Below are 23,592 nucleotides of genomic sequence, written 5' to 3' on the forward strand. Positions count from 1 at the left end.
CTACCATTCCGCGATGCTTCCGTCTTCATGCCGCCAGACCGGATTGTGCCAGCTGTGGCCCTCTTTGGCCCGTTCGATCACGAAATCCTCGTTGATCTCGATACCCAGCCCAGGTCCGGTCAAGCGTGGCAAATAGCCATCCTTGATCTGCAACGGCGACGGGTCGACAAGATAGTCGAGCACATCATTGCCGACATTATAGTGGATTCCCATCGACTGTTCCTGAATGAAGGCATTGTAGGAGACAAAATCAAGCTGCAGGGAGGCCGCTAGGGTGCAGGGCCCCAGCGGACAGTGCGGCGCAATGGCCACATCATAGGCTTCGGCCATGGCTGCGATCTTGAACAATTCGGTAATACCGCCGCAGTGGCTGATATCAGGCTGCAGGATGTCCACCATGCGCTGCTCGAGAATATCCCTGAAGCCATAGCGCGAGAAGATCCGCTCGCCCGTGGCGATGGGGTAGCCGAGCCCTCCGGCAATTTCCCTAAGGCACGAGAGATGCTCGGGCAGGACCGGCTCCTCGACAAACATGGGATGGAAGGGCTCAAGCTCGCGCAGCAGCGCCTTGGCCATCGGGCGATGAACGCGGCCATGAAAATCGATGGCAATGCCAACATCAGGACCGACCGCTTCGCGCGCTTCAGCCACGCGGGCGACCGCATCATCCACCTTCTTGTGGCTGTCAACGATGGCGATTTCCGGGGTGCCATTCATCTTGAAGGCGGTGAAGCCCTTCTCAACCACTTCCTTGGCCTGCCTGCCCACATCGTTCGGGCGGTCACCACCGATCCAGCAATACATGCGCATCTTGTCCCTGACAGCGCCACCGAGCAGCTCATGCACGGGAACACCAAGCGCCTTGCCCTTGATGTCCCAAAGCGCCTGATCGATCCCCGCAATCGCGGACATCAGGATCGGGCCACCGCGATAAAAAGTGGTGCGGTAAAGGGTTTGCCAGATGTCCTGAATGTGGCGCGGGTCGCTGCCAATCAGCAGGTCTTCAAATTCGAGCACCGCGGCTTCCACCGAACGGGCGCGGCCCTCGATCACCGGTTCGCCCCAACCGCTGATGCCGTCGTCCGTTTCGATTTTCAGAAACAGCCAGCGCGGGGGTACCTGATAGGTCTTGATACTGGTTATTTTCATTGTTCACTCCAGAATTCGGGGGGCGCGGGGGCGGGAGATATGTCCCCGCGCTTGGAGATCGGCGTGGGATCGCACTAAACCATCAGCAGTACGAAATCCGGGAAGAGAAGCATGACGGCCAGCACCATGAGCTGCATTGCGATAAAGGGCAGCAACGAGGCAAAAATATCGCCAAGACTGATCTCGGGCGGCGCGACGCCCTTGAGATAGAAGGCCGCAGGACCAAAGGGCGGACTGAGGAACGAGACCTGCATGTTGACGGCGAACAGAACACCGAACCAGATTGGATCATAGCCAAGCTGGATGATGATCGGCACGAAGATCGGCAGGGTCAACATGGCGATGCCGATCCAGTCAAGGAACAGGCCCAGCACCAGAAGGATCAGCATCATCACAAGGATGATGACGATCGGCGCTGCATCCAATCCGAGGATGGTGTTGGAGACGAAGCGGTTGCCGCCCATCAGGTTGTAGACCCCGACGAGGGTGGCCGCACCGATGCCGATCCAGATGATCATGCCGCAGGTGGTCAGGGTCTGCATGGCGCTTTCGTGCACCAGCTTGAAGTTCAGTTCCTTGCGGATGAGCGTTGCGGCAAGCACCCCAAAGACACCCATGGCGGCGGCTTCTGTGACCGAGGCAATGCCGGCATAGATCGTCCCAAGCACCATGAAGGCAATGCCAGCGGGCAGAAGGATCGCCTTGATCGCATCGCGCCGGGCCTTGCCCCTTTCCTCTGGCGGCAAGGGCGGCATGGCCGGAGCCAGTTCCGGGTTGATCATGCAGCGGGTCAGCACATAGGTCATGTAGAGACCGGCCAGCATCAAGCCCGGGATCACGGCGGCGACGAACAGATCGGCAATCGAGACCGAGGCAATCAGGCCATAGATGATGAGCACGATGGAAGGCGGGATCATGGTACCCAGCGAGCCACCGCCGCACACGACGCCAATGGCGATCTTGCGGTCATAGCCAAGGCGCAGCATCTGGGGCAGCGCGAGAATGCCCAGAAGTACGATCTCGCCGCCGATGATACCGGACATGGCCGCAAGGAAGACCGCCACGATCAGGGTCTGAATGGCGACACCACCGGGCAGACGCCCGGCCAGCACCCGCATGCCCGAGAAGAGATCCTTGGCGATGCCAGATCGGTCGAGGAGCGAAGCCATGAAGACGAACATGGGCACCGCAACAAGGGAGTATTCGGTGACAAAGCCGAAGATGCGTGCGGTGACCAGTGGGATAGCGTTGGGGCCGAACCAGCCGATGGTGAAGACGAAGGCCACAAGGCCCGTGACGAATGCAAGAGGCAAACCGGTGAGCAGCAGAAGGAAGATGCTGCCGACGAGCACATAGGTGCCCCATTCGATGCCCAGTGCCTGTAATCCAAGACCGCCCATTATTCCACGCGCTCCCCTTGTTTGCTGTCGTCACCCTGATTGCTGCTGATGTCCCGGATGGACTTGTAAAGATGCAGCAGGGTCTGGAGCGTCATAATCGCAAGGGCAATCAGGATAATGCCTTTGGTCAATGCCGGGAATGGCGGGTTCCAGCTGGTGCCGGAGCGCTCTAAGCTCCATTCGCCCAAGGGATTGTGGGAAGCCCGCCAGAACATGGTGTAGGCCGCATAGGACATGCCGGCAGCAAAAAACAATGTGATGATGCTGTTGAACAGATCGAGCCAGCGCCGCGCCCTTAGCGAGACGGTATCGTAGATGAGCCGAACGCGGATGTGCTTGTCTTTTGCCATGGCAACAGGTCCGCCAAAGGCAAACAGAATGGCGATCATGAAGACCACGGTCTCATGCACCCACGACGTCGGGCTGTCGAACGCGTAGCGGGAGATGACTTCGATGACGCTGATGGCCATGGCGATGAACACCAGCCAGGCCAATCCGCGCCCGCACCAGGTGATGGCGGCATCGAGGGGCGTGCGGGCCTCTCCATCTGTGCCGGAAGGGGCTGCCGGGGCAGCGATTTGCTGATCTTTTGACATGGGGCGACCTTGAAATGCGATCGGGTGTGTGCGCTGAAGGCAGGGCGGCCGGACCATGCGGGCTCTTCCGTCCTGTCGCGTATCAGGCAGCATAGCGAGGATATGAGGCCGACCGGTTTGCCTGCCTCATATCCTGAGGGTGCTACATCAGGTTCCGTGCGGTCAGGAAGGTGACGACGGAATCATAGACTTTTTGGGTCAACTCGTTCTTCTTGGCCCAATTGGCCCATTCCTGCTTGGCAATGTTGCGGAACTTCTTGCGTTCTTCAGGAGCCATATCGATGATTTCGATGTTGGGATCCTTGCGTGCTTCCGCGACCGCAACAAGATCGCGACCCTTGAGCTGGAAGACCAGATCATAGGCAAGAGCGTCGGTTGCCACTTCAAGGGTTGTTTTGATGTCGGTTGGCAGGCCGTCCCAGATGTCCTTGTTGATGGAGACGGCGACCATCGGCAGGGAATGAAACCCCGGATAGCTTGGATAGGTCGCAAACTGGTGCAGGCCCTGCGCGTGGTTGGTGGAGAACACCGTATAGTCCGCCGCGTCGATGACGCCCTTTTCCAGACCGGTGTAGACTTCAGACCCCGGCAGGTTCACAGGTGACGCGCCAGCCTTGGAGAAGATGTCATAGACCATGCCTTCGGGTGCGCGCAGCTTGAGGCCCTTGAGATCAGCCACGGTGCGGATCGGCTTTTTGGAGACAAAGGCTTCAAGGCCGGTCGCCGCTGCCCCGATCAGGTGCACTTTGTATGGCTCGACCAGCTCGTTGTAGAGTTCCTCGCCACCACCATATTGCATATATTCAAGGAATTCGAGCGGATCGCCCCAAGCCCCAACAAGGTTGCCGAGCATGGAGAAGGCCGGATTGAGGCCGGAGAAATAGCTGGGGTCGGTCAGATGTCCCTGCAGAATGCCGGCTCCCACGGCATCAAGGGTCTGGTTGTGGGGCACCACGGCGCCGGTCGGCAGGATTTCGATTTTCACCCGTCCGTCCGTCATGGTTTCGATATTTTTGGCCCAATTCTGCTTGATGACGAACTGTGGCTCACCAGCGGTTTCGGATGTCTGGAATGTCCATTCATACTCTGCGGCAACCGCCTGCCCTGCCATTGCAAGACCAAGGCCCGCAGCGATCAAACCTCCGCTAAAGCCGAAAACTTTCGAGAACTTCATGTGAGTACCTCCTTACTCATTTTTCGAACCGATCACGAAGTCGGCCCGACTTGCGAACCGCCCTCCCTAAGGATCGGTTCGGGCTCCTCCTGCCCTGATATGGGTCAGAATCTCTTTTGCTCCCGGTGTCTCTTCAAACCCCAGATCAAAGCCCGTCTGAGAGAGGATCCTTCCGGCAGCGGTATAGGCTGCCTCGGCGTCGCGCATGCGGATGCTTTCCATCAGGCGGCGATGCCGCTCCAAGCTCTCTCTGAGCTCCTCGGCTGTCTCGTTACTGGTGCGAATGACAAGGAGAATGGCGGGGCGCAAAATGTGAACGATCTGCGCCCAGACCAGATTGTGGGTGGCCCGATAGATCGCCTCATGAAAGGCAATATCGGCTGTGCTGAAGGGATCGCGTTCGCCATGAGAGGCGCGGCGTTCCCAATTTTGCTCCATGATCTCGAAGGCCTCTTCCATCGCCAGAAGATCGCGCGCGTTGGCCCGGCGCGCAGCCAGCGAGGCAATCAAGGGCTCGGTCGTGCAGCGAAACTCAAAGACATCATGCAAGACACCCAGATTGGGAGCTGCGTACGTGGCAATCCACTGACTGACTTGCGGATCTAGAAAGTTCCATTCGCGGAATTCCTGCACCGTGGTGCCGCGTCCGGCCTGCCGGACGATAATGCCCAAGGTTTCGAGCGTTTTGAGCGCCGTGCGGACCGATGCGCGCGAAATATGGAATTGCGCGGCAATTTCTGTTTCCGGCGGCAAAATGTCGCCTGGCTGCAGATCACCCGAACAGACCCGGCGTGCCATGTCCTCGGCAACTAGACTGCCGACGGCGCGCGAACTGGTGGATTTGGAGATGCTTGATTGGTCGATCATGGGATGCCTGTTAATTTGTCAGATCAAGGTATATTAAATGTCTGACATTTACAAATACAAATCAGACATTGAAGCCACAACATCAGACCTTATAGACTTAATGGTCTGATTCCACTAACCTAATACAGACGACGAGCTGGGCACAACTGAGGGATGACGCTCGCCGGGCTGACAGCCGAGATCGGTTCGATCAAAAAGCCCGCTGCAACCGTCATCGCGACAGGTCCGTGCCGTTAACCCTATATTCTCCCGACATAATTTTGGACGACATTGATTTTTGCATTGGGTGAAATCAGACGCAGCGCCGCGCCGAATTCGGCCGCATGCAAGAGAGCGGTGGGTAAATTTTCCGATTGATCATGATCAATGCAGCTCACCCTATGGGGCGTAGCGTTTTGAGATAGTTGTTTCCGTCGAATTCACCACTCTTTGGGTGAAACGGGAGGGAGCTGCTATCACGGGAGGAAATTATTATGTCCGATCGCAACTCGGAGGGCGGTCGTGCGAACGATGCGTCCTTTGACGGGGCGCAGAGCGGTTCGGGAGAGGATCCTGAGCCGGGCTTTCCAATTGTCTCAAGAACTGACTTCGCTGAGACCACCTTTCTACTAGAAATCCTGCATCCACTGCTCGCCAGGGCCGCAAGGCCGGGGCAATTTGTCATTGTCATGACCCATGATCACGGGGAACGTGTTCCCCTGACCATTGCCGACTTCGACCGCGACAGAGGAACTGTCACGCTTGTCGTGCAGGCCGTCGGCAAATCGAGCCGCGAGATGCAGTCCATCTGTCAGAAGGGAAGAAAGATCTTCGCGATCGTCGGGCCAATGGGAATTCCAAGCGAGATTTCCCATGCCAAAAAGGTCATCTGCGTTGGCGGTGGTCTTGGTGTCGCGCCAATCTATCCGCAAGCTCGAGCCTTTAAAGATGCCGGGGCCCATGTCATCGGCATTGTTGGTTTTCGAAGCAGCAATCTCATCTTTTGGGAGGAGAAGTTCCGCGCGGTCTGCGACGAGTTCATCGTCTGCACCGACGACGGGTCTGCCGGCATGAAGGGCTTTGTCACCGACGGCATCAAGCAGGCAATCGAAGCGCATGGCGATATCGATGAGGTGGTCGCCATTGGGCCGCCCATCATGATGCGGGCCTGTGCCGAAACCACCCGGCCCTATGGCGTCAAGACGATGGTAAGCCTCAACCCGATCATGGTGGATGGCACCGGAATGTGCGGTGGCTGCCGTGTCCGGGTGAATGACCGCATCAAGTTCGCCTGTGTTGACGGGCCGGACTTTGACGGCCATGCCGTTGATTTCAACGACCTCATGTCGCGGCTGCATCGCTATCAGTCCGAGGAGCGCGAAGCGATGGAACGCTATTCCGACAGCTGCCGCCGTCTGGCGATGGAGCCGTCCCCGACCATGCCTGTGGGAGGCAAGTGACCATGGTCCGAAAAACCATCCGAACCATTCCGCAAGAGCGGGCGATGATGCCTGTTCTTGATCCGGAAACCCGTGCCAAATGCTTCGATGAAGTCACGCACGGCTTTGATCTCGAGAATGCCCTGCTTGAAGCCGAGCGCTGTCTGATGTGCCCGGAACCGGCCTGCGTGTCAGGCTGTCCGGTCAGCATCGATATTCCGGGCTTCATCGCCCATATGCTGGAAAAGGATTTCCAAGGGGCCTATGACCTTCTGACGGACGCCACACAGCTGCCAGCGGTGTGCGGCAGGGTTTGTCCGCAAGAGGATCAGTGCGAGGGCGTCTGCGCCGTGGGGGCAGGCACCGGCCTCGAACCGGTGGCCATTGGCCGCCTTGAACGCTGGCTTGGCGATCAGGCCATCAAGGAGGGCTGGAAGAAGGTCCATCATATCGAGCCGAACCGCTTCCGAGTTGCCATTGTCGGCTCCGGTCCAGCGGGCATGGCCTGTGCCGCCGACCTTGCCAAGGCAGGGTGCGCGGTGACCATCTACGAAGCCTTGCATCAACCGGGCGGCGTTCTGCGCTATGGCATTCCCGAGTTTCGTCTGCCCAACAAAGTGGTCGATGCGGAGATTGCCAACCTCAAGGCACTGGGCGTCGACATCCAGTGCAACATGCTGGTGGGGCGCCTGTTCTCGATTGAGCAGATGCTCGGCGAGATGGGCTTTGATGCCGTCTTCATCGGGGTCGGGGCGGGCACGCCGCACTTCATGGATATTCCGGGCGAGAATCTCAACGGCGTTCTGTCGGCCAACGAGTTGCTGACGCGCTGCAATCTGATGCATGCAGGCGACTTCCCGGGCCACGACACGCCGCTTGGCCTTGGCAAGCGGATTGCGGTCATCGGCTCGGGCAACACGGCCATGGATGCCATGCGGGTCTCGCTGCGTCTGGGGGCCGAAGAGGTGCATTGCGTCTATCGCCGCTCCGAAGCTGAATGCCCTGCCCGCCTTGAAGAGCTGCATCACGCACAGGAAGAAGGCATCGCCTTCCATTGGCTGACCAACCCGGTTGAACTGCTCGGAGATACTGACAGCAATGTCCGGGGCATCCGTTGCATTCGGATGGAGCTTGGCGACCCGGACGCGTCAGGCCGCAGGCGGCCCGTGCCGATCCCGGACAGCGAATTCGATTTCGAGGCGGACACCGTGGTCTATGCCATTGGCACCTCGCCCAATCCGATCCTTGGCCAGACATCGAACGTGCGGCTCAACAAGTGGGGCTATATCGATACCGATGCGTCTCTGGCGACATCTCTGGCGGGGGTCTATGCCGGCGGCGATATCGTGACCGGTGCGGCGACTGTCATTCAGGCGATGGGGGCTGGCCGCAAGGCAGCCCACAGCATCAGAGCCTATCTGGGCATCCGCGACAGCCAGGCCGTCTACCGGCCAGAGGCAAGCGGCTTTGCAGACAGCCTGTTCGGGATCGACCGCAGCGAGCAGAACTTCAATCCGATTCGACTGAGTTGAACCAGCGCCCCGGCTGCTGGATCACGGTACTCGGGGCAGACAAGGAATTCGAACATTTCAATCCTCTCAACGAAGAGCGGAGATGTTCTTGAAACGGACATGGACCAATGACTTCGGAAAGCATCCAAACCCTCGCAGCCCAAGACGGAACAGGCGAGCCGGACGCGCTTAACAAGACCCCGCCTCGCGCCAGCGTGGCCGAGGTGATCAACGAGCATATCGTCGAAATCGTCAGCGATTCCGGCGAAGGCGCTCAACGCTGCGGCCAGGCGCTCGCAGCCATCGCCGCCCGGTCGGGCGCAGGCATCTGGACGGTGGAGATCATCCCCGCCGAAATCCAGCCGCCTCATCGCTCCGTCGCAGGGGCCAGCGGTAACCGCGTGCGCATGGCCGCTCACAAGGTGACCAACGTCGGGGACGAAGCGGATCTCGTCATCGCCTTCAACGAGCAGGTGCTGCTCAGCCGCGTGCGGGCGGGCGAAATCAAACCCGGTGGCATCATCCTCATTGAGGAAATGTGGAAGCGCGACAATGATCCCAAAATCGTTGCGGCCTATGAAACAGTGCTCGCGGACATCAAGGATGCTGGCTACCGGGTCTATGAGATCCCGATGGAAGTCGAGTGCCAGAAGCTGGTGCCCGATCCGCGCAAGGGCAAGAATATGTTCGTGCTCGGCATGCTCTGCGCGCTCTACAGCCTTGATGATGAGTTGGCTGAGGCGCAGGTGCGGCTGACCTTTGCCAAGAAAGACCAGAAGATCATCAATGCCAACCTTGAGCTGCTTGCGGCTGGTCGTGCATGGGCCGAAGCCAATCTTGATTTCCGCTATATGATCCCGACCCCACCGGTCGAAAAGCCGCAGATCGTGACCAACGGCAACGCGGCCTTGGCCCTCGGTGTCGTCGCGTCAGGCATGGAAGTTTGCGCGATGTATCCCATCACCCCGGCAACCTCGGCCTCGCATTATCTCTCGAGCATTTTTGAGAAGGTGGGCTGCGTGGTGCATCAGGCAGAGGATGAAATCTCGGCCTGTACGTTTGCCATCGGCGCGTCCTATGCGGGCAAATGCGCTGTGACCATCACATCCGGTCCGGGGCTTTCGCTCAAGCAGGAAGCCATCGGGCTGGCGGTGATGACCGAAATCCCCTTGGTCGTTATCAACGTCCAGCGCGGCGGACCCTCCACTGGCTTGCCCACCAAGGTGGAACAGGGCGATCTGATGTCGGCCATGTTCGGCAGCCATGGTGACGCACCCAAGGTGGTGATGGCGGTGGACTCGATTGAGGACTGCTTCTATTCGGTTATCACGGCGCGCAAGATCGCCGAGACCTTCAACATGGTGGTGGTGATCCTGTCCGATGCGGCTCTGTCGACGGCGCAGCAGCCGTTCGAGCGCCCCGAATTCCACGCCGACTGGCTGGCCCCTCCTGTCAACCAGAGTGCCGTGCCAAAGGATGCCCATCCCTATGACTGGGATGAGCGGACGGGCATTGCCACCCGCTTCATACCCGGCCAGCCGAACGGCATGCACTGCCTGACCGGTCTTGCCCATGACCGCGACAGCCATGTGGCCTATGACCCCAAGATCAATGAAGAAGGCCTGCTCAACAGATCCCGCAAACTCGCGGCCTTCCAGACGACCCTGAAGCTGGCTCCTGTGTTCGGTGATGCGGAGGGCGACCTTCTGCTCATCGGCTGGGGCAGCACGCGCGGCGCCATTGAGGAAGCTGTCACCGCCCTTCGCGAGGAAGGGCACAAGGTCTCGGCGCTGCATCTGAAATTTCTCCAACCCATGGCCTCAGGCATTGACGAAGTGATGGCGCGGTTCAAGAAGGTGATGACCATCGAGAACAACTGGAATGATCCGGTGAGCGACCCGATGATCAACCCGAACAACCGTCGCTACTCGCACGTTGCGATGCTGCTGAGATCCCGTTGGCTGGTCGACGTGGATTGCTGGGGCAATGCACGCGGACAACCACTCAAACCGGCTGCCATCAAACAAGCCGCGCTTGCAAAATTGGGAAAGGTCTGAGGAGAGAGCCATGACCGCTTCAATGAGCCAATGTCTGATGCAAATGGTGCAGACGGACTACGCAATCAAGGATTATCAAAGTGACATCCAGCCGCGCTGGTGCACCGGCTGTGGTGACACGGCCATCCTCACCGCCATGCAGCGGCTGTGCCGCGATGAGCAATTGCCGCCCGAAAAGACCGTATGTGTCTCGGGCATCGGCTGTGCCTCGCGCCTGCCTCACTATATGAATGCCTATGGCTTTCACGGTATTCACGGACGGGCCCTGCCCATCGCTGAAGGGATCAAGATCCGCAGGCCGGACCTGCATGTCTTCGTGACCACGGGGGATGGCGACTGCTGCTCCATCGGTGCCGCCCACTGGCTGCATGCGATCCGCTACAACATGAACATGACCATGTTGCTGCATGACAACAATGTCTATGGCCTGACAAAGAAACAGGCCTCGCCAACCTCACCCAAGGGCCTCAAGAGCAACACCACGCCGACCGGGGCGACCCTTAATCCGCTCAACCCATTGAGCGTGACGCTCGGTGTCGCCAACGTCTCCTTCGTGGCGCAAGTTGTCGACTGGATTCCCGATCTGCTCTATGACGTTCTGTCGAAGGCCTATCACCACAAGGGCTTTTCCTTCATCCGCATCTTGCAGCGCTGCCCGAACTTCATGGATCACAATTTCGATCATGCTGTCCGGGACCCGCTCAGCACGCGCATCCTCACCCATTCGGACGGTTTGCGGCTGAAGCCGGAGCTGTCGCGGGTTTACAAAAATCAGGAAACCCATGACCCGCTCGATCTTGACCGGGCGCGGCAACTGGCGTCGCTGGAGGGAGAAATCCCCGTCGGTATTCTTTATTCGAACCCGGACGTTCCCTGCTACGACGAGCTGCGCGCCGGTGAACGCCCCAACACCCCGGGCCTTGTCTCGACGGTCCTCAATGAAGAATTCGACAAGATCGGGATCTGGCCCAAAGACGGCAAACCGGCTGAGAGCGAGGAGTAGAGATCATGCAAAACGCTCAAATCGTGCGGGACGATTTCCCGAACTCAGCCCGGTCCGATGCTGCCGAAGCCCTGCCGTCGCTCAAACCCGCGCTCTTTGCACGCTATGGCAATCTGTCAAAGCTGCGGCATGATTATCCGCTGGTGCTCGTCGACAGCGACGAGCCGCAGCCTTTGCTGCGCCCGCTAAGCACGATCGTCAACGAGGCCCTCAGGGCAGCAGCTCCGGAAGGACCGGATGGCGAAGAGGTGCGTATGCAGGTTCTCAAGCTCGAACAGCGCATGCGGGATCGCGCGACCGGTGGTCGCGAGGAACGGCTCACTCAGCTCTGGTGGGCTTGCGAGGCGGAACTGGTGGAGGAAGCCGGAGAGGCCCGCTTTGGCTCGCTCGACCAGATCTTTGAGAAGGCGCGCCGCCAGATCAAGGTTGATGGCCGTGTCATCGGGTGCGATGACACCACACCAAGCAAGGTGCTCGGCCATATATGGCAGGCCATGCACAAGAACAGGGCGCGGCACTTCCGCAAGCGGGTCGACAGCCTGATCCTGAGGATGAATGACATCCTGAAGTCCGACCACATGAAATCCGACGAGGCGCACGGAGCCGTTGCGCTCAGCTCGGCCATGGGTCTGGATCGGGATGGCTCCATCGACTTTTCCAGCCTGTCAGATGTGCTGCATCGCCTCCGGCCGGAGGATCGACTGCCAGCAGACAGGGTCGCCCGGATCAATGAGGCCATCGAGGTTCTACAGTCCCAGGTCTTCTTTGGCCCCGGTCGCGCGTCCTATAGCGATCCGGGCAAGGCCATGTGCTACAGCTATGTCTTCAAGAGCTGTTCCGAAGCCCTTGCCGCCTATCGCGAGCGCCTGCCGAGCCTCGTTGCGCTCACCAAGGCGCTGACCATTGCCGAGCTTGAGGTCGAGAACAAGTATGTTCCCGGCCTGCATGACGCAATCTTCGCCTCTTTTGACGAGAGCGATCTGACGGCCGAGCAGATGGACCTGTTGCCACCCGCCATGATCTATCTGCGGGACGGGGTGACGGAAACGCTGGAAATCGCCCGCGTTTATGAAGCGCTTGCCTGCGGTCTTCCTTTCAAGGTGATGATTCAGGTCGACGACATTCTGGGGCCGACGACACCGGAACCGCCGCTCAATTCCTTTGGAGCAGGCACCGCGCGTCTTGCCTCGATGGCGATGGGGCTCAACAACGCTTTCGCCATCCAGACCACCAGTGCCCATCTTTACCGGATGCGGGATGCCCTCCTGAAAGGCATGGAATATGGCGGGCCGGCCATGTTCTCGATCTATTCGGGCGCAACCCACACGGTCAGGGATGTTGCTCCCTATATCCTCGCAGCAGCGGCGACTGAAGCTCGAGCCTTTCCCAGCTTCACCTTCGATCCGTCCGCCGGTCCTGACTGGGCAAGCCGGTTCAATCTCGATGACAATCCGCAACTGGATGAAGTCTGGCCGGAACATTCACTCACCTTCGAGAACCAGATCGGCGAATGGAAGGAAGAGCGCGTTGCCTTTACCTTCGGGGATTTTGCCATCTGCGACGAACGCTATCAGCGCTTCTGCCACGCCATTGCCCAGAGTGACTGGAGCACCAACATGGTGCCCTTTGCCGACTGGCTCAAGGTCGCAGGCAACACCGACGATGTGCGCAAGCCCTATGTTCTGGGCGTTTTCGATCAGAACCGGCTGATGCGGGTGGCTGTCGACGACAAGATCACCAGCGCAGCACGCCTTTGTCAGGATGCCTGGCGCGGGCTTAAGGAACTCGCCGGGATCGACAATTCGCATGTGACGGCCGTGTTGCATGAGGAGCGTCTGAAACGAGAGGCCTTTTTGAAGGAAATGGCGGAGGAGGAAGCGAATCAGCCTTCCGCGCCATCGGCTGCACAGGCTCCCGTGTCCGATGCGGTCAGCGAGGCTCCCAAGGTTGAAGAAGCGGAAGACGTTGCATCCGATCCCAATGCTGATGGGACCCCGTGGATCGAGACGCCGCGCTGCACGACCTGCAATGAATGCACGCAAATCAACAACAAGCTGTTTGCCTTCAATGACGACATGCAGGCCTATATCGCCGATCCTGATGGTGGCACCTACCGGCAACTCGTCGAGGCAGCGGAAAGCTGTCAGGTCAGCATCATCCATCCGGGCAAGCCGCGCAATCCGGACGAACCCAATCTGGATGAATTGGTCGAACGGGCAGAGCCGTTCAATTGATCCTGATCGCGCGCAAAAAGCAAAAAGGCCCGTCTTGCGGGCCTTTTTTATGTCTTGTGATGTTTCATCAGGCTTGCGGCCCGAGATCCTCGTTGACCGCGTCCTTGGTCAGATCCTGCTCGGCTTCAGTTGAGCTTTGGCTGGTGAAGCCGGTGATGCCTGCCTTGAACTGTTCGAAGTCGCGTTTGATTTCGACCGGGCTTCCCAGATAGGCAGTGATCAGTTCGGCCAGAGACCTGAGCGCATGCATATGAATGCGCTCATAGCCGTGGGATGCATCCACACCGAAGGTGATCAATCCGGTGCGAACGTCCGCACCGGCTTCAACGGCGCTGGCTGAATCCGAGCGGTAATATTTGAAGATATCCTTCTGGAAGCGGATGTCATTTTCGCGGCAAAGGCTGACCAGTTTCTTGGTCAAGTGATAATCGAACGGGCCGGTCTGATCGGCCATGGCGATGGTGACACCGAATTCGGATGAATTCTGCCCCGGGGCCGACGTTCCGTTGTCCACGGAAATCATCGAGGCGACATCAGGTGTCAGCACCGATGAGGCGCCCACGCCGACCTCTTCAGCGATGGTGAAGAGAAAATGGATATCCACGGGCGTGCGCTGCTTTTCGTCCTGCATCGCCTTGAGCGCAGTCAGGGCAACCGCAACACCGGCCTTGTTGTCCAGATGACGCGAAACGATGAAGCCATTGTCGATGAATTCGGACTGCGGATCGATGGCGATCATGTCGCCGATATCGATCCCAAGGCGCTCGATATCCTCGAAGCTGCGCGCAAGGGCATCGACGCGGAACTCGACGTGATCCCAGCCGATGGGCTGGGTGTCGATTTCCTCGTTGAAGGTATGCCCGGAGGCCTTGAGCGGCAGGATCGTACCGCGATAGAAGCCACTCTCCGAAAAGATCGTCCCGCGTGCCCCTTCGGCAAAACGGGCGGACCAGTGACCAACAGGCACGAGGGCCAAACGGCCATCTTCCTTGACGAACTTGACCTGAGCCCCAAGGGTGTCGAGGTGCGTCACGATGGCCCTTGCGCCCTTGCGCCGCGAGCCCTGCCGGATGGCGCAAATCGCGCCCCTTCTTGTCAGCTCCGCATCCAGTCCGAGTGACTTAAGCTCTCTGGTGACAAATCTGACGATCGTGTCGGTGTATCCGGTCGGGCTCGGGATCTCGAGCAGCTTGGCCAGCGTTTTTTGCAGATATTCGGTATCTATTACCAACATGGTCATCTTTATGTCTTCCCGTCAGCCCTCTTGTTTCTTTTTAAGCTCCTGACGCACGGAAGCAGGCAAAGACCGCGGGAACAAGAGATCAATAAAACGTTCTGCTGTCGGTTGTGGTTCATGATTGGCAAGGCCGGGTCGTTCGTTGGCCTCGATGAAAACATAGTCCGGTTTGCGATGATCCTTGATCATCAGATCTATGCCGGTAACCGGAATGTCGATAGCGCGCGCTGCCTTCACCGCAGCCTCGATCAGGGTTGTATGCACCTGATCGGTTACGTCGACAATGGTACCACCTGTATGCAGATTAGCCGTTTTACGGACCACCAATTCCTCGCAGGATGGCAGGCAATCGTCAAGCCCGTATCCGGCCTCGGCGAGACACCGTTCCGTTTCCTTGTCGAGAGGAATGCTGCTCTCTCCCCCCGTTGCAGCCGAACGGCGACGGCTTTGTTTTTCAATCAACAGGCGGATGGTGCTCATGCCGTCCCCGACAATCCGGGCAGGAAGACGCAGGGCCGCGGCCACCAGCCGGTCGTTGATGACGACGAGGCGCAGATCCTGCCCTTCGAAATATTCTTCCAGCAGAACGTCCTGACAGACCTCCTTGGCGCGGTCGATGGCAGCAAGCATTTCATCGTAATCGCGCACCCCGACCGCAATGCCCTTACCCTGTTCACCGCGCGCAGGCTTGACCACCACGGCGCCATATTGCTCGAGAAACGCCCGCAACGGCTCCTCGCCTTCGCCGGCATCGATCTGGGCCGGAACGCGGACGCCAGCCTCCTCGACAATGCGGCGGGTCATGCGCTTGTCGTCACAGATCGACAGGGTCACCGCGCTTGTCAGATCCGTCAGAGATTCGCGACACCGGATGGTTCGACCGCCATAGCTCAGGCGGAACAGTCCGCCCTCCGCATCGATCACTTCGACCTGAATGCCGCGCCGCCATGCCTCATCGACGATAATCTTGGCATAGGGGTTGAGCCCGGTTTCCTCCTTGTCTCCGACAAAGAGCTTTTCGTTGATCTGGTTCTTGCGCTTGACCGCAAAGACATTGACGCGGCGAAAGCCCAGCTTCTCATAAAGGGCGATGGCCTTGTCGTTGTCATGCAGGACCGAGAGATCCATGTAGGAGCAGCCTCGGGCCTGATATTGTTCAGCCAGACGCCGCACGAGCGACTCGCCAAGGCCGCGATGGGGCGCGGCGGACGAGACCGCCAGACACCACAGAGAGGAGCCTCTCTCCGGATCGTCAAAGGCCTTGGAGTGATCGACCCCCATGACCGAGCCCCAGATCTCTCCGGTCTGGGCGTCCTCGGCCACAAGCATGGTCACCTTGCTGGCATCGCGAGCCGACCAGAAAAAGTCAGGCGGGACCGAAACCATACCACGCTCGGCCAGAATGCCATTGATCGCGTCGGCATCCTTTTTGGTCGACAAACGCCGGATGTGATAGCCCTGCCGCCGCATGCTAGCGGGGCGGTAGATCGACATATCCAGACGGTAAGTGTGCGACGGATCGAGAAAGAATTCCTGCGGCGACTGAGCCAGAACCACATGTGGATCGCGCACATAAAAGGCGATGTCACGCTGATCGGCCTTTTCCGACCGCATGACCTCGACCAGCTGTTCCGGGGTCTCAAAGGTGTTACCAAATATCAGCCGCCCCCATCCGCAATTGACGGCGACATTCGACTGCGTGAGTTGATGCGAAGACGAATGGAGGGAGTTCATCCCCTCCTGCCTGATCCGCTGCAGCCTGTGCTGGGCGACCGGCTTTGGCTTCTCACGTTCAGTGCTCATGTTTCGCTAAATCTCCTGTGCCTGCAGCCACATTTCGAGCAATGCAACCTGCCAGAGTTCCGACCCGCGCAAGGGCGTGATGTGGTCGGACGGTGAGTCAAAGAGCTGGTCGAGATAGGATTGCTGGAACAGGCCGCGTTCCTTTGCTGCCTGCGAGCCGAGAGCATCCTGAACCATTTCCAGATATGGCCCCTGAATATATTTGAGCGCCGGAACCGGGAAATACCCCTTTGGCCGATCAATGACGGCGGCGGGGATCACGCGGCGGGAGGCTTCTTTCAAAACGCCCTTGCCACCGTGGGACAATTTGTGCCGGCTGGGGATACGGCCAGCCAGTTCAACCAGTTCGTGATCAAGGAAGGGAACACGCGCCTCAAGGCCCCAGGCCATGGTCATGTTGTCCACGCGCTTGACCGGATCGTCCACGAGCATGACGTTGGTATCAAGGCGCAGCGCCTTGTCGACCGGCTCACGCGCACCGGCACGGGCGAAATGTTCGGCGACAAAGGCGGCACTTTCGTCCTTCTCGGCGAGATACTCCGGATTAAGATGCTCGGACATGCGCTTCTGGTCGCGATCAAAGAAGGCCTGACGATAGCTTTCGACCGGGTCGTTGGTCTTCTGAAGCGGCGGATACCAGTGATAGCCGCCAAAGACCTCGTCCGCGCCCTGACCGGACTGCACCACCTTGATGGTCTTGGAAACCTCGCGGCTCAGAAGGTAGAAGCCGATGTTGTCATAGGACACCATCGGTTCGGACATCGCCTTGATGGCGTGCGGCAGATTTTCCATCATCTCGGCGGACGGGATGTGGATCTGGTGATGATTGGTGCCGTAGTGATTGGCGATGAGATCGGAATATTCGAACTCGTTACCCTTCTCGTTGTTGGCGTCCTCAAAACCGATCGAATAGGTGGCAAGACCCTCCTGCCCCTGTTCGGCGAGCAGACCCACAATCAGCGATGAATCAACACCGCCCGAGAGCAGCACGCCAACCGGCACGTCACAGACCATACGGCGGCCTACAGCGGTGCGCAGGCTTTCAAGCAGCATGTCGCACCATTCTTCCTCAGAGCGCGCTTCATCGGCATCACTGCGTTCGAAGCTCGGTTCCCAATACAGCTTTTCAGTGGAAGAGCCATCGGCTTCGATGATGCGGATGGTCGCTGCGGGCAGCTTGCGAACACCGTTCAGAAGCGTGCGGGGCGCGGGCACGACGGCATGCCATGACATATAGTGATGAAGAGCAATGCGGTCGATTGAGGTGTCGACGCTGCCGCCCTTCAGGACCGATTGCAGGGTCGAGCCGAAGCGGATGTGATCCGGACCTTCACTCAGATACAGCGGCTTGATGCCGAAGCGGTCGCGCACCATGATCGTGCGACCCGTGCGACGTTCGAAAATCACGAAGGCAAACATGCCCTGAAGACGGGGAATGGCGGCTTCGCCCCATTGCTCCCACGCCTTGATGATCACCTCGGTATCCCCTTGGGACTTGAAGCTGTGACCGAGGCCTTTGAGCTCTTCACGCAGTTCGGGATAGTTGTAGATGCAGCCGTTGAAGACCATCACCCGGTCGTTGACTTCATCCTCGAACGGCTGGGCGGATGCATCCGACAAGTCGATGATCCTGAGACGGCGATGCCCCATGCCGACATTGCCGCGCACATAGGTACCCTGCGCATCAGGACCGCGCGACACGAGGCAATCGGTCATTGCCTCAATTTGTTGGAGCGGAACTTCGGTGCCGTTGAACCTGACTTCGCCGCAAATACCACACATATCTTGTGAAGGTCTCCTTAAAACCATTTGATCAAGAATTATTTGACAGCTAACAATTAGTACAATAATAATTAGAATTCAACTCTTGAGACCAAAAAATGACAGCGAGCCAGGAAATCCGGGTGGTGCTGAAGGCGATCCGTAAAATCGAGCGGGCGCTGGATATCCACTCCCGAGTGTTAAACAAAGAAAGTGGCCTTACTTTGCCACAATTGATTGTGCTGCGATGCGTCCGCGATCTGGGCGAGCCATCGGGCAATGCTATCGCACGTGATGTGGATTTGTCACCACCGACTGTTCTGGGCATTCTGGACAAGCTTTCCACCAAGGGCCTGATCGAACGGCAGCGGCTTCAAACCAACCGCCGCGTGGTGATTTCTCGTATCACCGAACACGGCGCACGCGTGCTCGCAGCCGCCCCCTCCCCGCTTGGCGAGACCTTCTCTCGGCGCTTCTTTGCACTTGAGCCCGAACAGCGTCAGGTCATTATCGACAGTCTGGAGAAAGTGGCTGAGTTCTCGGGTGTCGAAAAGATCGAGCAGCTTGCGGAGGTGATGGACCTACCGGTACCCAGTGCGACGCAAAAGCCCCACTGACGCGTTATAAACTCTCTGTTTTCTCAATGACTTTTTTCGCTTTTCATGAGCGCCACGCCTTGCACCGCACGACAATGAAAAGGCCGCCTCCCGGAGTCGGGAGACGGCTATTGCCACGGGGGACAGACCAGTCGAAAGGTTGTTCAGGTCTCTCTTGAGCCGAACGACTTTCTCGCCCGGTTGAGCATTTTCAAAAGCGGGATCGTCCAGATGATCAACGTCAGGACACCAAGCACCCCGGCCACCGGACGATCGAAGAAGCCCAGAATGGCACCATCGGTCTTGATGACTGTTGCCATGAAGTTTTCCTCAAGCATTGGCCCGATGACGATCCCCAGAATGACCGGCGCCAGAGGAAAGCCGTTTTCTTCCATGATGAATCCGATCACGCCCAGCACCAGCATGACACTGATGCCGTAGGTGCTGTTGGTAATCGAGAAGGACCCCACGATACAGAAGATCAGAATGATCGGCATGATGACATTGGCCGGCGCGCGCAGCACGTAGCGGGCACTGCGGATGGCCGCGTAGCCCAGTGGGATGAGCATCAGGTTGGCGATGAAGAAGGTCAGGAAGATGCCATAGGTCAGATCCGCCTGCTGGATGAAGACCATGGGGCCGGGCGTGATGCCCTTCATGAACAGAACGCCGATTGCGATTGCTGTTACCGAGTCGCCGGGAATACCGAACACCAGGGCAGGCACCCAGACACCGCTCAGACCGGCATTGTTGGCAGCACCAGCAGCAACAAGCCCCTCTTCATGCCCCGTGCCGAACTTTTGCGGTTCGCGAGCAAACTTCTTGGACAGGGCGTAGGAGACCCAGGCGGCGATATCGGCCCCAGCGCCGGGGAGGATGCCGACGATGGTGCCGATAAGGCTTCCCCGGACCAGATGACTTTTGTTCCTTAACATCATCTTGCCCTGCCCGGCGAAAACGCTCGACCGCCCGGGGGCAATGGTTGATCGGTTCTGTTGGGGAGAGATCGCAAAGCGCAACAGCTCGGTCATGGCGAACATGCCGATCATCGCCGGAATGAAGCTGATCCCGGCCATGAGTTCGACATTGCCGAATGTGAAGCGCGGGTAGCCGCCGATCACATCAATGCCGATTGTCGAGATGAAGAGCCCCAGAAGCAATGCGATCATGCCCTTGGTGCGGGATCCGCGCGAGATGACAACCGAGCAGCTCAGGCCAAGACAGGCAAGCCAGAAATACTCGACCGTTGAGAATTGAAAAGCGAACTCGGCCAGATAGGGCGCTCCGGTCGACAGGATAACCGCGCCCACAAGCCCGCCAAAGACAGAGCTGACAAGCCCGATGCCGAGGGCTTTTTCAGCCTCACCGCGCTGGGTCATGTTAAAGGCTTCATCGACATAGGCCGCAGAGGCTGGCGTGCCGGGAATGCGCAGCAGTGCGCCGGGTATGTCCCCTGCAAAGATCGCCATAGCAACGCTGGTTACGATCGCCGCAATCGCAGGCAAGGGATCCATAAAGAAGGTAATAGGCACCAGCAGCGCCGTGGCCATGGTTGCCGAAAGCCCGGGGACGGCGCCAACAAACAGGCCAAACATGGCCGATCCCAGAATGACCATCAGAACATAGGGCTCGGTGACTTGGCTGAAAGCTGAGAGAAGAACGTCCATGAGATCACCAGGCAATCGGTTCGAGCAGGCCCCATGGCAGCGGCACTAGGAACAGCTTGTTGAAGATGGTATGGATGGCGAACGCAGCGACGACGCTCACCGGAATGGCAACAATGATCCTGAGCTGAAAGACCAGAAAGAGCGCAATCAGCAGAATAGCGCTGAGGAGTGGAAACCCGATGTCGTTGACAAAGGGAATAAAACTGGCCGTACCAAGCAGAATGACCAGAGCTTGCAGGACGCGCCGTTGATCTTTGATCCAGTTGCCGAATGACACAAGCCTTGCGCGGTCCGTACGACGTAAATCCGTAATGATGAGAGACAGGCCACCAAGAATAAAGCCGAAGGCGATAATTCTCGGCATGAGATCCGAACCGACCGATTGCCCCGGAACGGAGGGAAATGAGCTGATCTCATACAGGATGGCCAATGAGAACAGGATGAGGAGTCCCCCCATCAAACGATCGCTTATTTTCATTTTTTGCATCCGACTTCAGACAGGCCTTGTGCCTATGCTCACCGGTCACTATTGCCTTCATGGACAGGCAAAAGACGACAAGGCCCAAGCAGGGCACCACAAAGCAACACAAGGCGGTTCAGGTCCAGATCAAAGCAAGGCGGGATTTTTGCACCTGCCATGTCCACCCCGGCGATCCCGCGCCGAGGCGAAGTGGTTCAACCGCAAAGGGTCATGAGAGACCCTTCTGCTGACACTATTATTTTGCCAACCCGGCTGCTTTCATGACCTTGCCCAGATCGGCGTCAGCCTTGGCCATCCATTCGCCAAAGCCTGCGCCATCACGCCAGATCGTGCCAAAGCCGCGTTTTTTCATGAAGGCCTGGAATTCATCAGACTTGTAGGCTTTTTCAATGGACGCGGACAATTTGGAAGCGACATCATCGGACAGTCCCTTCGGAGCACCAACACCGCGCCAGGTTGCACTGGTCCAGTCCAGATCAGCCGCTTCCTTGAGGGTCGGCACATCGGGGTATTTGTCGAGACGCTCGTTAGCCATGACGGCGAGGGTTTTGACCTTGCCGGCATCGATGAGCGATGAGGCTTCGGACACGGAGCAGGTCACGACATCAACGCCGCCAGAGACCAGATCCTGCAGAGCAGGTGCGGACCCCTTGGTCGGAACCCAAGGCACAGTGCTCGGATCGGCGTCCGCAGCGACCAGCATGCCCGCAAGAGCCAGATGCCAGATGCCGCCCTGACCGGTACCGGACCCTTTCATCGAGCCCGGATCGGCCTTGGCGTCAGCGAGGAGGGTTTTCACATCATTATATTTGGAATCGGATGCAACATGGACCCCTGCCGAGTCGGCATTGAACAGAGCAAGTGGCGTGTAGCCGGTATAGTCGAGCTTGGTCAGACCAGCCCAGTGCATCATGGCGATTTCCACCGTGACAGTGCCAACGGTATAACCATCCGGTTTGGCCATAGAAATGGCGGAATGGCCGACCACACCACCCCCGCCGGTGCGGTTAACGACATTGACGGGCACGCCAAGATCTTTTTCAACGAGTCCGGCCAACATGCGGCTGGTTGCATCTGTGCCGCCACCGGCACCCCAAGGCACGATCCAGGTGATCGGACGCTCTGGATATTCGGCAAAAGCGGGCGTGGCCGCAGACATGGCGAAAGCAACCGCAGCGACACTCAGGCCTGCGGACAACATTGTACGAAGCATGGAACTCTCCCTAGTTTTTCATGCAGCCCGACATCGCGCATCAGGCCCCTCACACCGGCATCTGCCAGCGCTCTCCCTCGCAGATCCCCAACCCGATGATCACACTGAGACGTGCATCCGAGGCAACCTCAGAAGCCGGGAACCCAGCATTCATTGAAACCGCTTTTTTCCTCAAAATCAACAAATAATGATTTCATTTTACTAATTAATTGACGCATATTTCCAATTGGCCACCTATTGGCGATGGCTTCCGAGCACGACAGAAGCCCCACTGAAAAAGATACAATTTATATATCTTACAATATCTTATATCTTTCTTTCCGAAGTTTTTCTATCATTTCCGGGCAGGCATACTAAAGTCTTGGTGCCTTTGCCGCCCTCCACCGAGATGTCTCTTTTTGCGCAATTAGGAAATTTAAGGAAATTATATCTTACTAATTTTATCTTATTTTGCTACCCTTACCAACCAAAGATACCAAGAAACGATCTTGTCACCTCCTCCACACGGGACACACGACAGGATCAAACCACGCGGAGAGGCAGAGATGCTAAACGATATTGCAGGCATGAAGGTGCTTGTTTTTGGAGGAAGTTCTGGGATCGGCGCAGCAGCCGCCGAAGCCTTCGCGGCTGAGGGGGCTGACGTTGCAATTCATTATGCCCGGGGTGAAGAACGCGCAAACACGGTGGCTCAGAAGGCCTCCTCCCACGGGGTCAAGGCCGTGACAATTGGTGCGGACCTTTTTGAGGAAGGCGCGGCGGCAGCTGCCGTCAAGGAGGCGGCAGAGGCACTTGGCGGCCTTGACGTGCTCATCAACAACGCCGGAGCCATGGTCGGTCGCGCGCGGCTTTCTGATGTGGAACGCAAACTCTACGACCAGATCATGGACCTCAATGTCTGGGCCGTGATTGAGGCCAGTCAGGCCGCCCTTCCCTACCTGAAGGCATCCGACAAGGCATCGATCATCAATCTTGCGTCTATCGCTGGTCGCAACGGCGGCGGACCGGGCGCCGGACTCTATGCGTCGGCCAAAGCCTTCGTTGGCAACTACACCCGCAACCTCGCCAAGGATCTGGCCGAGTTCGGCATTCGTGCCAACGCAATTGCGCCGGGCTTCATCAAGACCGCCTTTCATGACGAGACGCCGCAGGCCGTGGTTGATAGCATCATCGCCTCGACCCCGCTCGGACGGGCCGGTGTCGCAGAAGACTGCACGGGATCGCTGCTGTTCCTTGCGTCTCCGCAGATGAGCAGCTTTATCACCGGGCAGACTATCGAAATCAACGGTGGGGCACTGATGCCCTGAGCGCGGGTGTAATTGATTGGCAGGTGAAAGGATGCTAGCGTTGAACGGTGAGTGGAAAGAGACTGCACTTCCTCCCGAAAACGGAAGAAGGTCGAGCGCGCTGCGCAACGACGACAGC

18 protein-coding genes are annotated in these 23,592 nt (G+C 58.3%); 7 read left to right on the plus strand and 11 right to left on the minus strand.

All coding sequences use genetic code 11. The annotated features are described in order from the left end of the window. The 5 genes from dgoD to CPH65_RS00525 all read right to left on the minus strand — a co-directional run bounded on the left by dgoD (window position 1) and on the right by CPH65_RS00525 (window position 5,186). Window positions 1-1,149, minus strand: coding sequence for a galactonate dehydratase (gene dgoD, locus CPH65_RS00505; RefSeq protein ID WP_096171649.1), 1,149 nt, complete (start codon window positions 1,147-1,149; stop codon window positions 1-3). A gap of 74 nt (window positions 1,150-1,223) precedes the next feature. Further along, window positions 1,224-2,549 (minus strand): TRAP transporter large permease subunit, encoded by a 1,326-nt coding sequence (locus tag CPH65_RS00510; protein WP_096171650.1) that lies wholly within the window; start codon window positions 2,547-2,549, stop codon window positions 1,224-1,226. After that, window positions 2,549-3,145 carry a TRAP transporter small permease subunit gene (locus tag CPH65_RS00515; protein WP_096171651.1) on the minus strand — a complete coding sequence of 199 codons (597 nt, stop codon included), beginning with the start codon at window positions 3,143-3,145 and terminating at the stop codon, window positions 2,549-2,551. Before CPH65_RS00515 ends, CPH65_RS00510 begins: the two co-directional genes overlap by 1 nt. Window positions 3,146-3,287: 142 nt before the next feature. Then, complete coding sequence (locus CPH65_RS00520) at window positions 3,288-4,319, minus strand: TRAP transporter substrate-binding protein (RefSeq protein WP_096171652.1); 1,032 nt, start codon at window positions 4,317-4,319, stop codon at window positions 3,288-3,290. Between the two features lie 66 nt (window positions 4,320-4,385). Next, the gene (locus tag CPH65_RS00525) at window positions 4,386-5,186 is read right to left on the minus strand and encodes a FadR/GntR family transcriptional regulator (protein ID WP_096171653.1); all 801 of its coding nucleotides are present in this window, start codon (window positions 5,184-5,186) and stop codon (window positions 4,386-4,388) included. Window positions 5,187-5,659: 473 nt separating this feature from the next. Here CPH65_RS00525 and CPH65_RS00530 point away from each other — a divergent pair, with 473 nt between their 5' ends. The 5 genes from CPH65_RS00530 to CPH65_RS00550 all read left to right on the plus strand — a co-directional run bounded on the left by CPH65_RS00530 (window position 5,660) and on the right by CPH65_RS00550 (window position 13,409). Beyond that, a complete protein-coding gene (locus CPH65_RS00530; protein WP_096171654.1) occupies window positions 5,660-6,625 on the plus strand; it encodes a sulfide/dihydroorotate dehydrogenase-like FAD/NAD-binding protein in 966 nt (321 codons plus the stop codon). A gap of 2 nt (window positions 6,626-6,627) precedes the next feature. Further along, window positions 6,628-8,136, plus strand: coding sequence for an NADPH-dependent glutamate synthase (gene gltA, locus CPH65_RS00535; RefSeq protein WP_096171655.1), 1,509 nt, complete (start codon window positions 6,628-6,630; stop codon window positions 8,134-8,136). Between the two features lie 107 nt (window positions 8,137-8,243). Further along, entirely contained in the window at window positions 8,244-10,172 is a 1,929-nt protein-coding gene (locus CPH65_RS00540; RefSeq protein WP_096171656.1) for a 2-oxoacid:acceptor oxidoreductase subunit alpha, read from the plus strand. A gap of 10 nt (window positions 10,173-10,182) precedes the next feature. Further along, complete coding sequence (locus CPH65_RS00545; protein ID WP_172891425.1) at window positions 10,183-11,175, plus strand: thiamine pyrophosphate-dependent enzyme; 993 nt, start codon at window positions 10,183-10,185, stop codon at window positions 11,173-11,175. Between the two features lie 5 nt (window positions 11,176-11,180). Next, window positions 11,181-13,409 (plus strand): ferredoxin, encoded by a 2,229-nt coding sequence (locus CPH65_RS00550; protein ID WP_096171658.1) that lies wholly within the window; start codon window positions 11,181-11,183, stop codon window positions 13,407-13,409. Window positions 13,410-13,476: 67 nt separating this feature from the next. Here CPH65_RS00550 and CPH65_RS00555 read toward each other — a convergent pair whose 3' ends face one another. From CPH65_RS00555 to CPH65_RS00565, 3 genes are read right to left on the minus strand one after another with little or no spacing between them, the layout of a single operon-like run. After that, window positions 13,477-14,649: an osmoprotectant NAGGN system M42 family peptidase gene (locus CPH65_RS00555; protein ID WP_096171659.1), complete on the minus strand. Its 1,173-nt coding sequence runs from the start codon at window positions 14,647-14,649 to the stop codon at window positions 13,477-13,479. Window positions 14,650-14,664: 15 nt separating this feature from the next. Continuing rightward, window positions 14,665-16,449, minus strand: coding sequence for an N-acetylglutaminylglutamine synthetase (gene ngg, locus CPH65_RS00560; RefSeq protein ID WP_096171660.1), 1,785 nt, complete (start codon window positions 16,447-16,449; stop codon window positions 14,665-14,667). Window positions 16,450-16,455: 6 nt separating this feature from the next. Next, a complete protein-coding gene (locus CPH65_RS00565; RefSeq protein WP_096171661.1) occupies window positions 16,456-18,231 on the minus strand; it encodes an N-acetylglutaminylglutamine amidotransferase in 1,776 nt (591 codons plus the stop codon). 98 nt (window positions 18,232-18,329) lie between these two features. On the opposite strand from CPH65_RS00565, the gene CPH65_RS00570 reads away from it, so the two are divergent. Further along, window positions 18,330-18,827, plus strand: a complete 498-nt coding sequence (locus CPH65_RS00570) for a MarR family winged helix-turn-helix transcriptional regulator (RefSeq protein WP_096171662.1) — start codon at window positions 18,330-18,332, stop codon at window positions 18,825-18,827. Window positions 18,828-18,970: 143 nt separating this feature from the next. On the opposite strand, the gene CPH65_RS00575 is transcribed toward CPH65_RS00570, so the two are convergent. The 3 genes from CPH65_RS00575 to CPH65_RS00585 form a co-directional block, all read right to left on the minus strand. Continuing rightward, window positions 18,971-20,473, minus strand: a complete 1,503-nt coding sequence (locus tag CPH65_RS00575) for a tripartite tricarboxylate transporter permease (RefSeq protein ID WP_096171663.1) — start codon at window positions 20,471-20,473, stop codon at window positions 18,971-18,973. Window positions 20,474-20,477: 4 nt separating this feature from the next. After that, entirely contained in the window at window positions 20,478-20,930 is a 453-nt protein-coding gene (locus CPH65_RS00580) for a tripartite tricarboxylate transporter TctB family protein (RefSeq protein WP_244574680.1), read from the minus strand. Between the two features lie 259 nt (window positions 20,931-21,189). Then, entirely contained in the window at window positions 21,190-22,167 is a 978-nt protein-coding gene (locus tag CPH65_RS00585; protein WP_244574498.1) for a tripartite tricarboxylate transporter substrate binding protein, read from the minus strand. Window positions 22,168-22,712: 545 nt separating this feature from the next. Between CPH65_RS00585 and CPH65_RS00590 the strand changes: the two genes are divergently transcribed. Further along, the gene (locus tag CPH65_RS00590; protein WP_096171666.1) at window positions 22,713-23,474 is read left to right on the plus strand and encodes an SDR family NAD(P)-dependent oxidoreductase; all 762 of its coding nucleotides are present in this window, start codon (window positions 22,713-22,715) and stop codon (window positions 23,472-23,474) included. Window positions 23,475-23,592 lie beyond the last annotated feature (118 nt).

Source organism: Cohaesibacter sp. ES.047, assembly GCF_900215505.1.
GTDB lineage: Bacteria > Pseudomonadota > Alphaproteobacteria > Rhizobiales > Cohaesibacteraceae > Cohaesibacter.

Coding starts and splice junctions, on each gene's coding strand:
- dgoD (WP_096171649.1), bottom strand. CDS start 1,149: ATGAAAATAACCAGTATCAAGACCTATCAGGTACCCCCGCGCTGGCTG.
- CPH65_RS00510 (WP_096171650.1), bottom strand. CDS start 2,549: ATGGGCGGTCTTGGATTACAGGCACTGGGCATCGAATGGGGCACCTAT.
- CPH65_RS00515 (WP_096171651.1), bottom strand. CDS start 3,145: ATGTCAAAAGATCAGCAAATCGCTGCCCCGGCAGCCCCTTCCGGCACA.
- CPH65_RS00520 (WP_096171652.1), bottom strand. CDS start 4,319: ATGAAGTTCTCGAAAGTTTTCGGCTTTAGCGGAGGTTTGATCGCTGCG.
- CPH65_RS00525 (WP_096171653.1), bottom strand. CDS start 5,186: ATGATCGACCAATCAAGCATCTCCAAATCCACCAGTTCGCGCGCCGTC.
- CPH65_RS00530 (WP_096171654.1), top strand. CDS start 5,660: ATGTCCGATCGCAACTCGGAGGGCGGTCGTGCGAACGATGCGTCCTTT.
- gltA (WP_096171655.1), top strand. CDS start 6,628: ATGGTCCGAAAAACCATCCGAACCATTCCGCAAGAGCGGGCGATGATG.
- CPH65_RS00540 (WP_096171656.1), top strand. CDS start 8,244: ATGACTTCGGAAAGCATCCAAACCCTCGCAGCCCAAGACGGAACAGGC.
- CPH65_RS00545 (WP_172891425.1), top strand. CDS start 10,183: ATGACCGCTTCAATGAGCCAATGTCTGATGCAAATGGTGCAGACGGAC.
- CPH65_RS00550 (WP_096171658.1), top strand. CDS start 11,181: ATGCAAAACGCTCAAATCGTGCGGGACGATTTCCCGAACTCAGCCCGG.
- CPH65_RS00555 (WP_096171659.1), bottom strand. CDS start 14,649: ATGACCATGTTGGTAATAGATACCGAATATCTGCAAAAAACGCTGGCC.
- ngg (WP_096171660.1), bottom strand. CDS start 16,449: ATGAGCACTGAACGTGAGAAGCCAAAGCCGGTCGCCCAGCACAGGCTG.
- CPH65_RS00565 (WP_096171661.1), bottom strand. CDS start 18,231: ATGTGTGGTATTTGCGGCGAAGTCAGGTTCAACGGCACCGAAGTTCCG.
- CPH65_RS00570 (WP_096171662.1), top strand. CDS start 18,330: ATGACAGCGAGCCAGGAAATCCGGGTGGTGCTGAAGGCGATCCGTAAA.
- CPH65_RS00575 (WP_096171663.1), bottom strand. CDS start 20,473: ATGGACGTTCTTCTCTCAGCTTTCAGCCAAGTCACCGAGCCCTATGTT.
- CPH65_RS00580 (WP_244574680.1), bottom strand. CDS start 20,930: ATGGGGGGACTCCTCATCCTGTTCTCATTGGCCATCCTGTATGAGATC.
- CPH65_RS00585 (WP_244574498.1), bottom strand. CDS start 22,167: ATGCTTCGTACAATGTTGTCCGCAGGCCTGAGTGTCGCTGCGGTTGCT.
- CPH65_RS00590 (WP_096171666.1), top strand. CDS start 22,713: ATGCTAAACGATATTGCAGGCATGAAGGTGCTTGTTTTTGGAGGAAGT.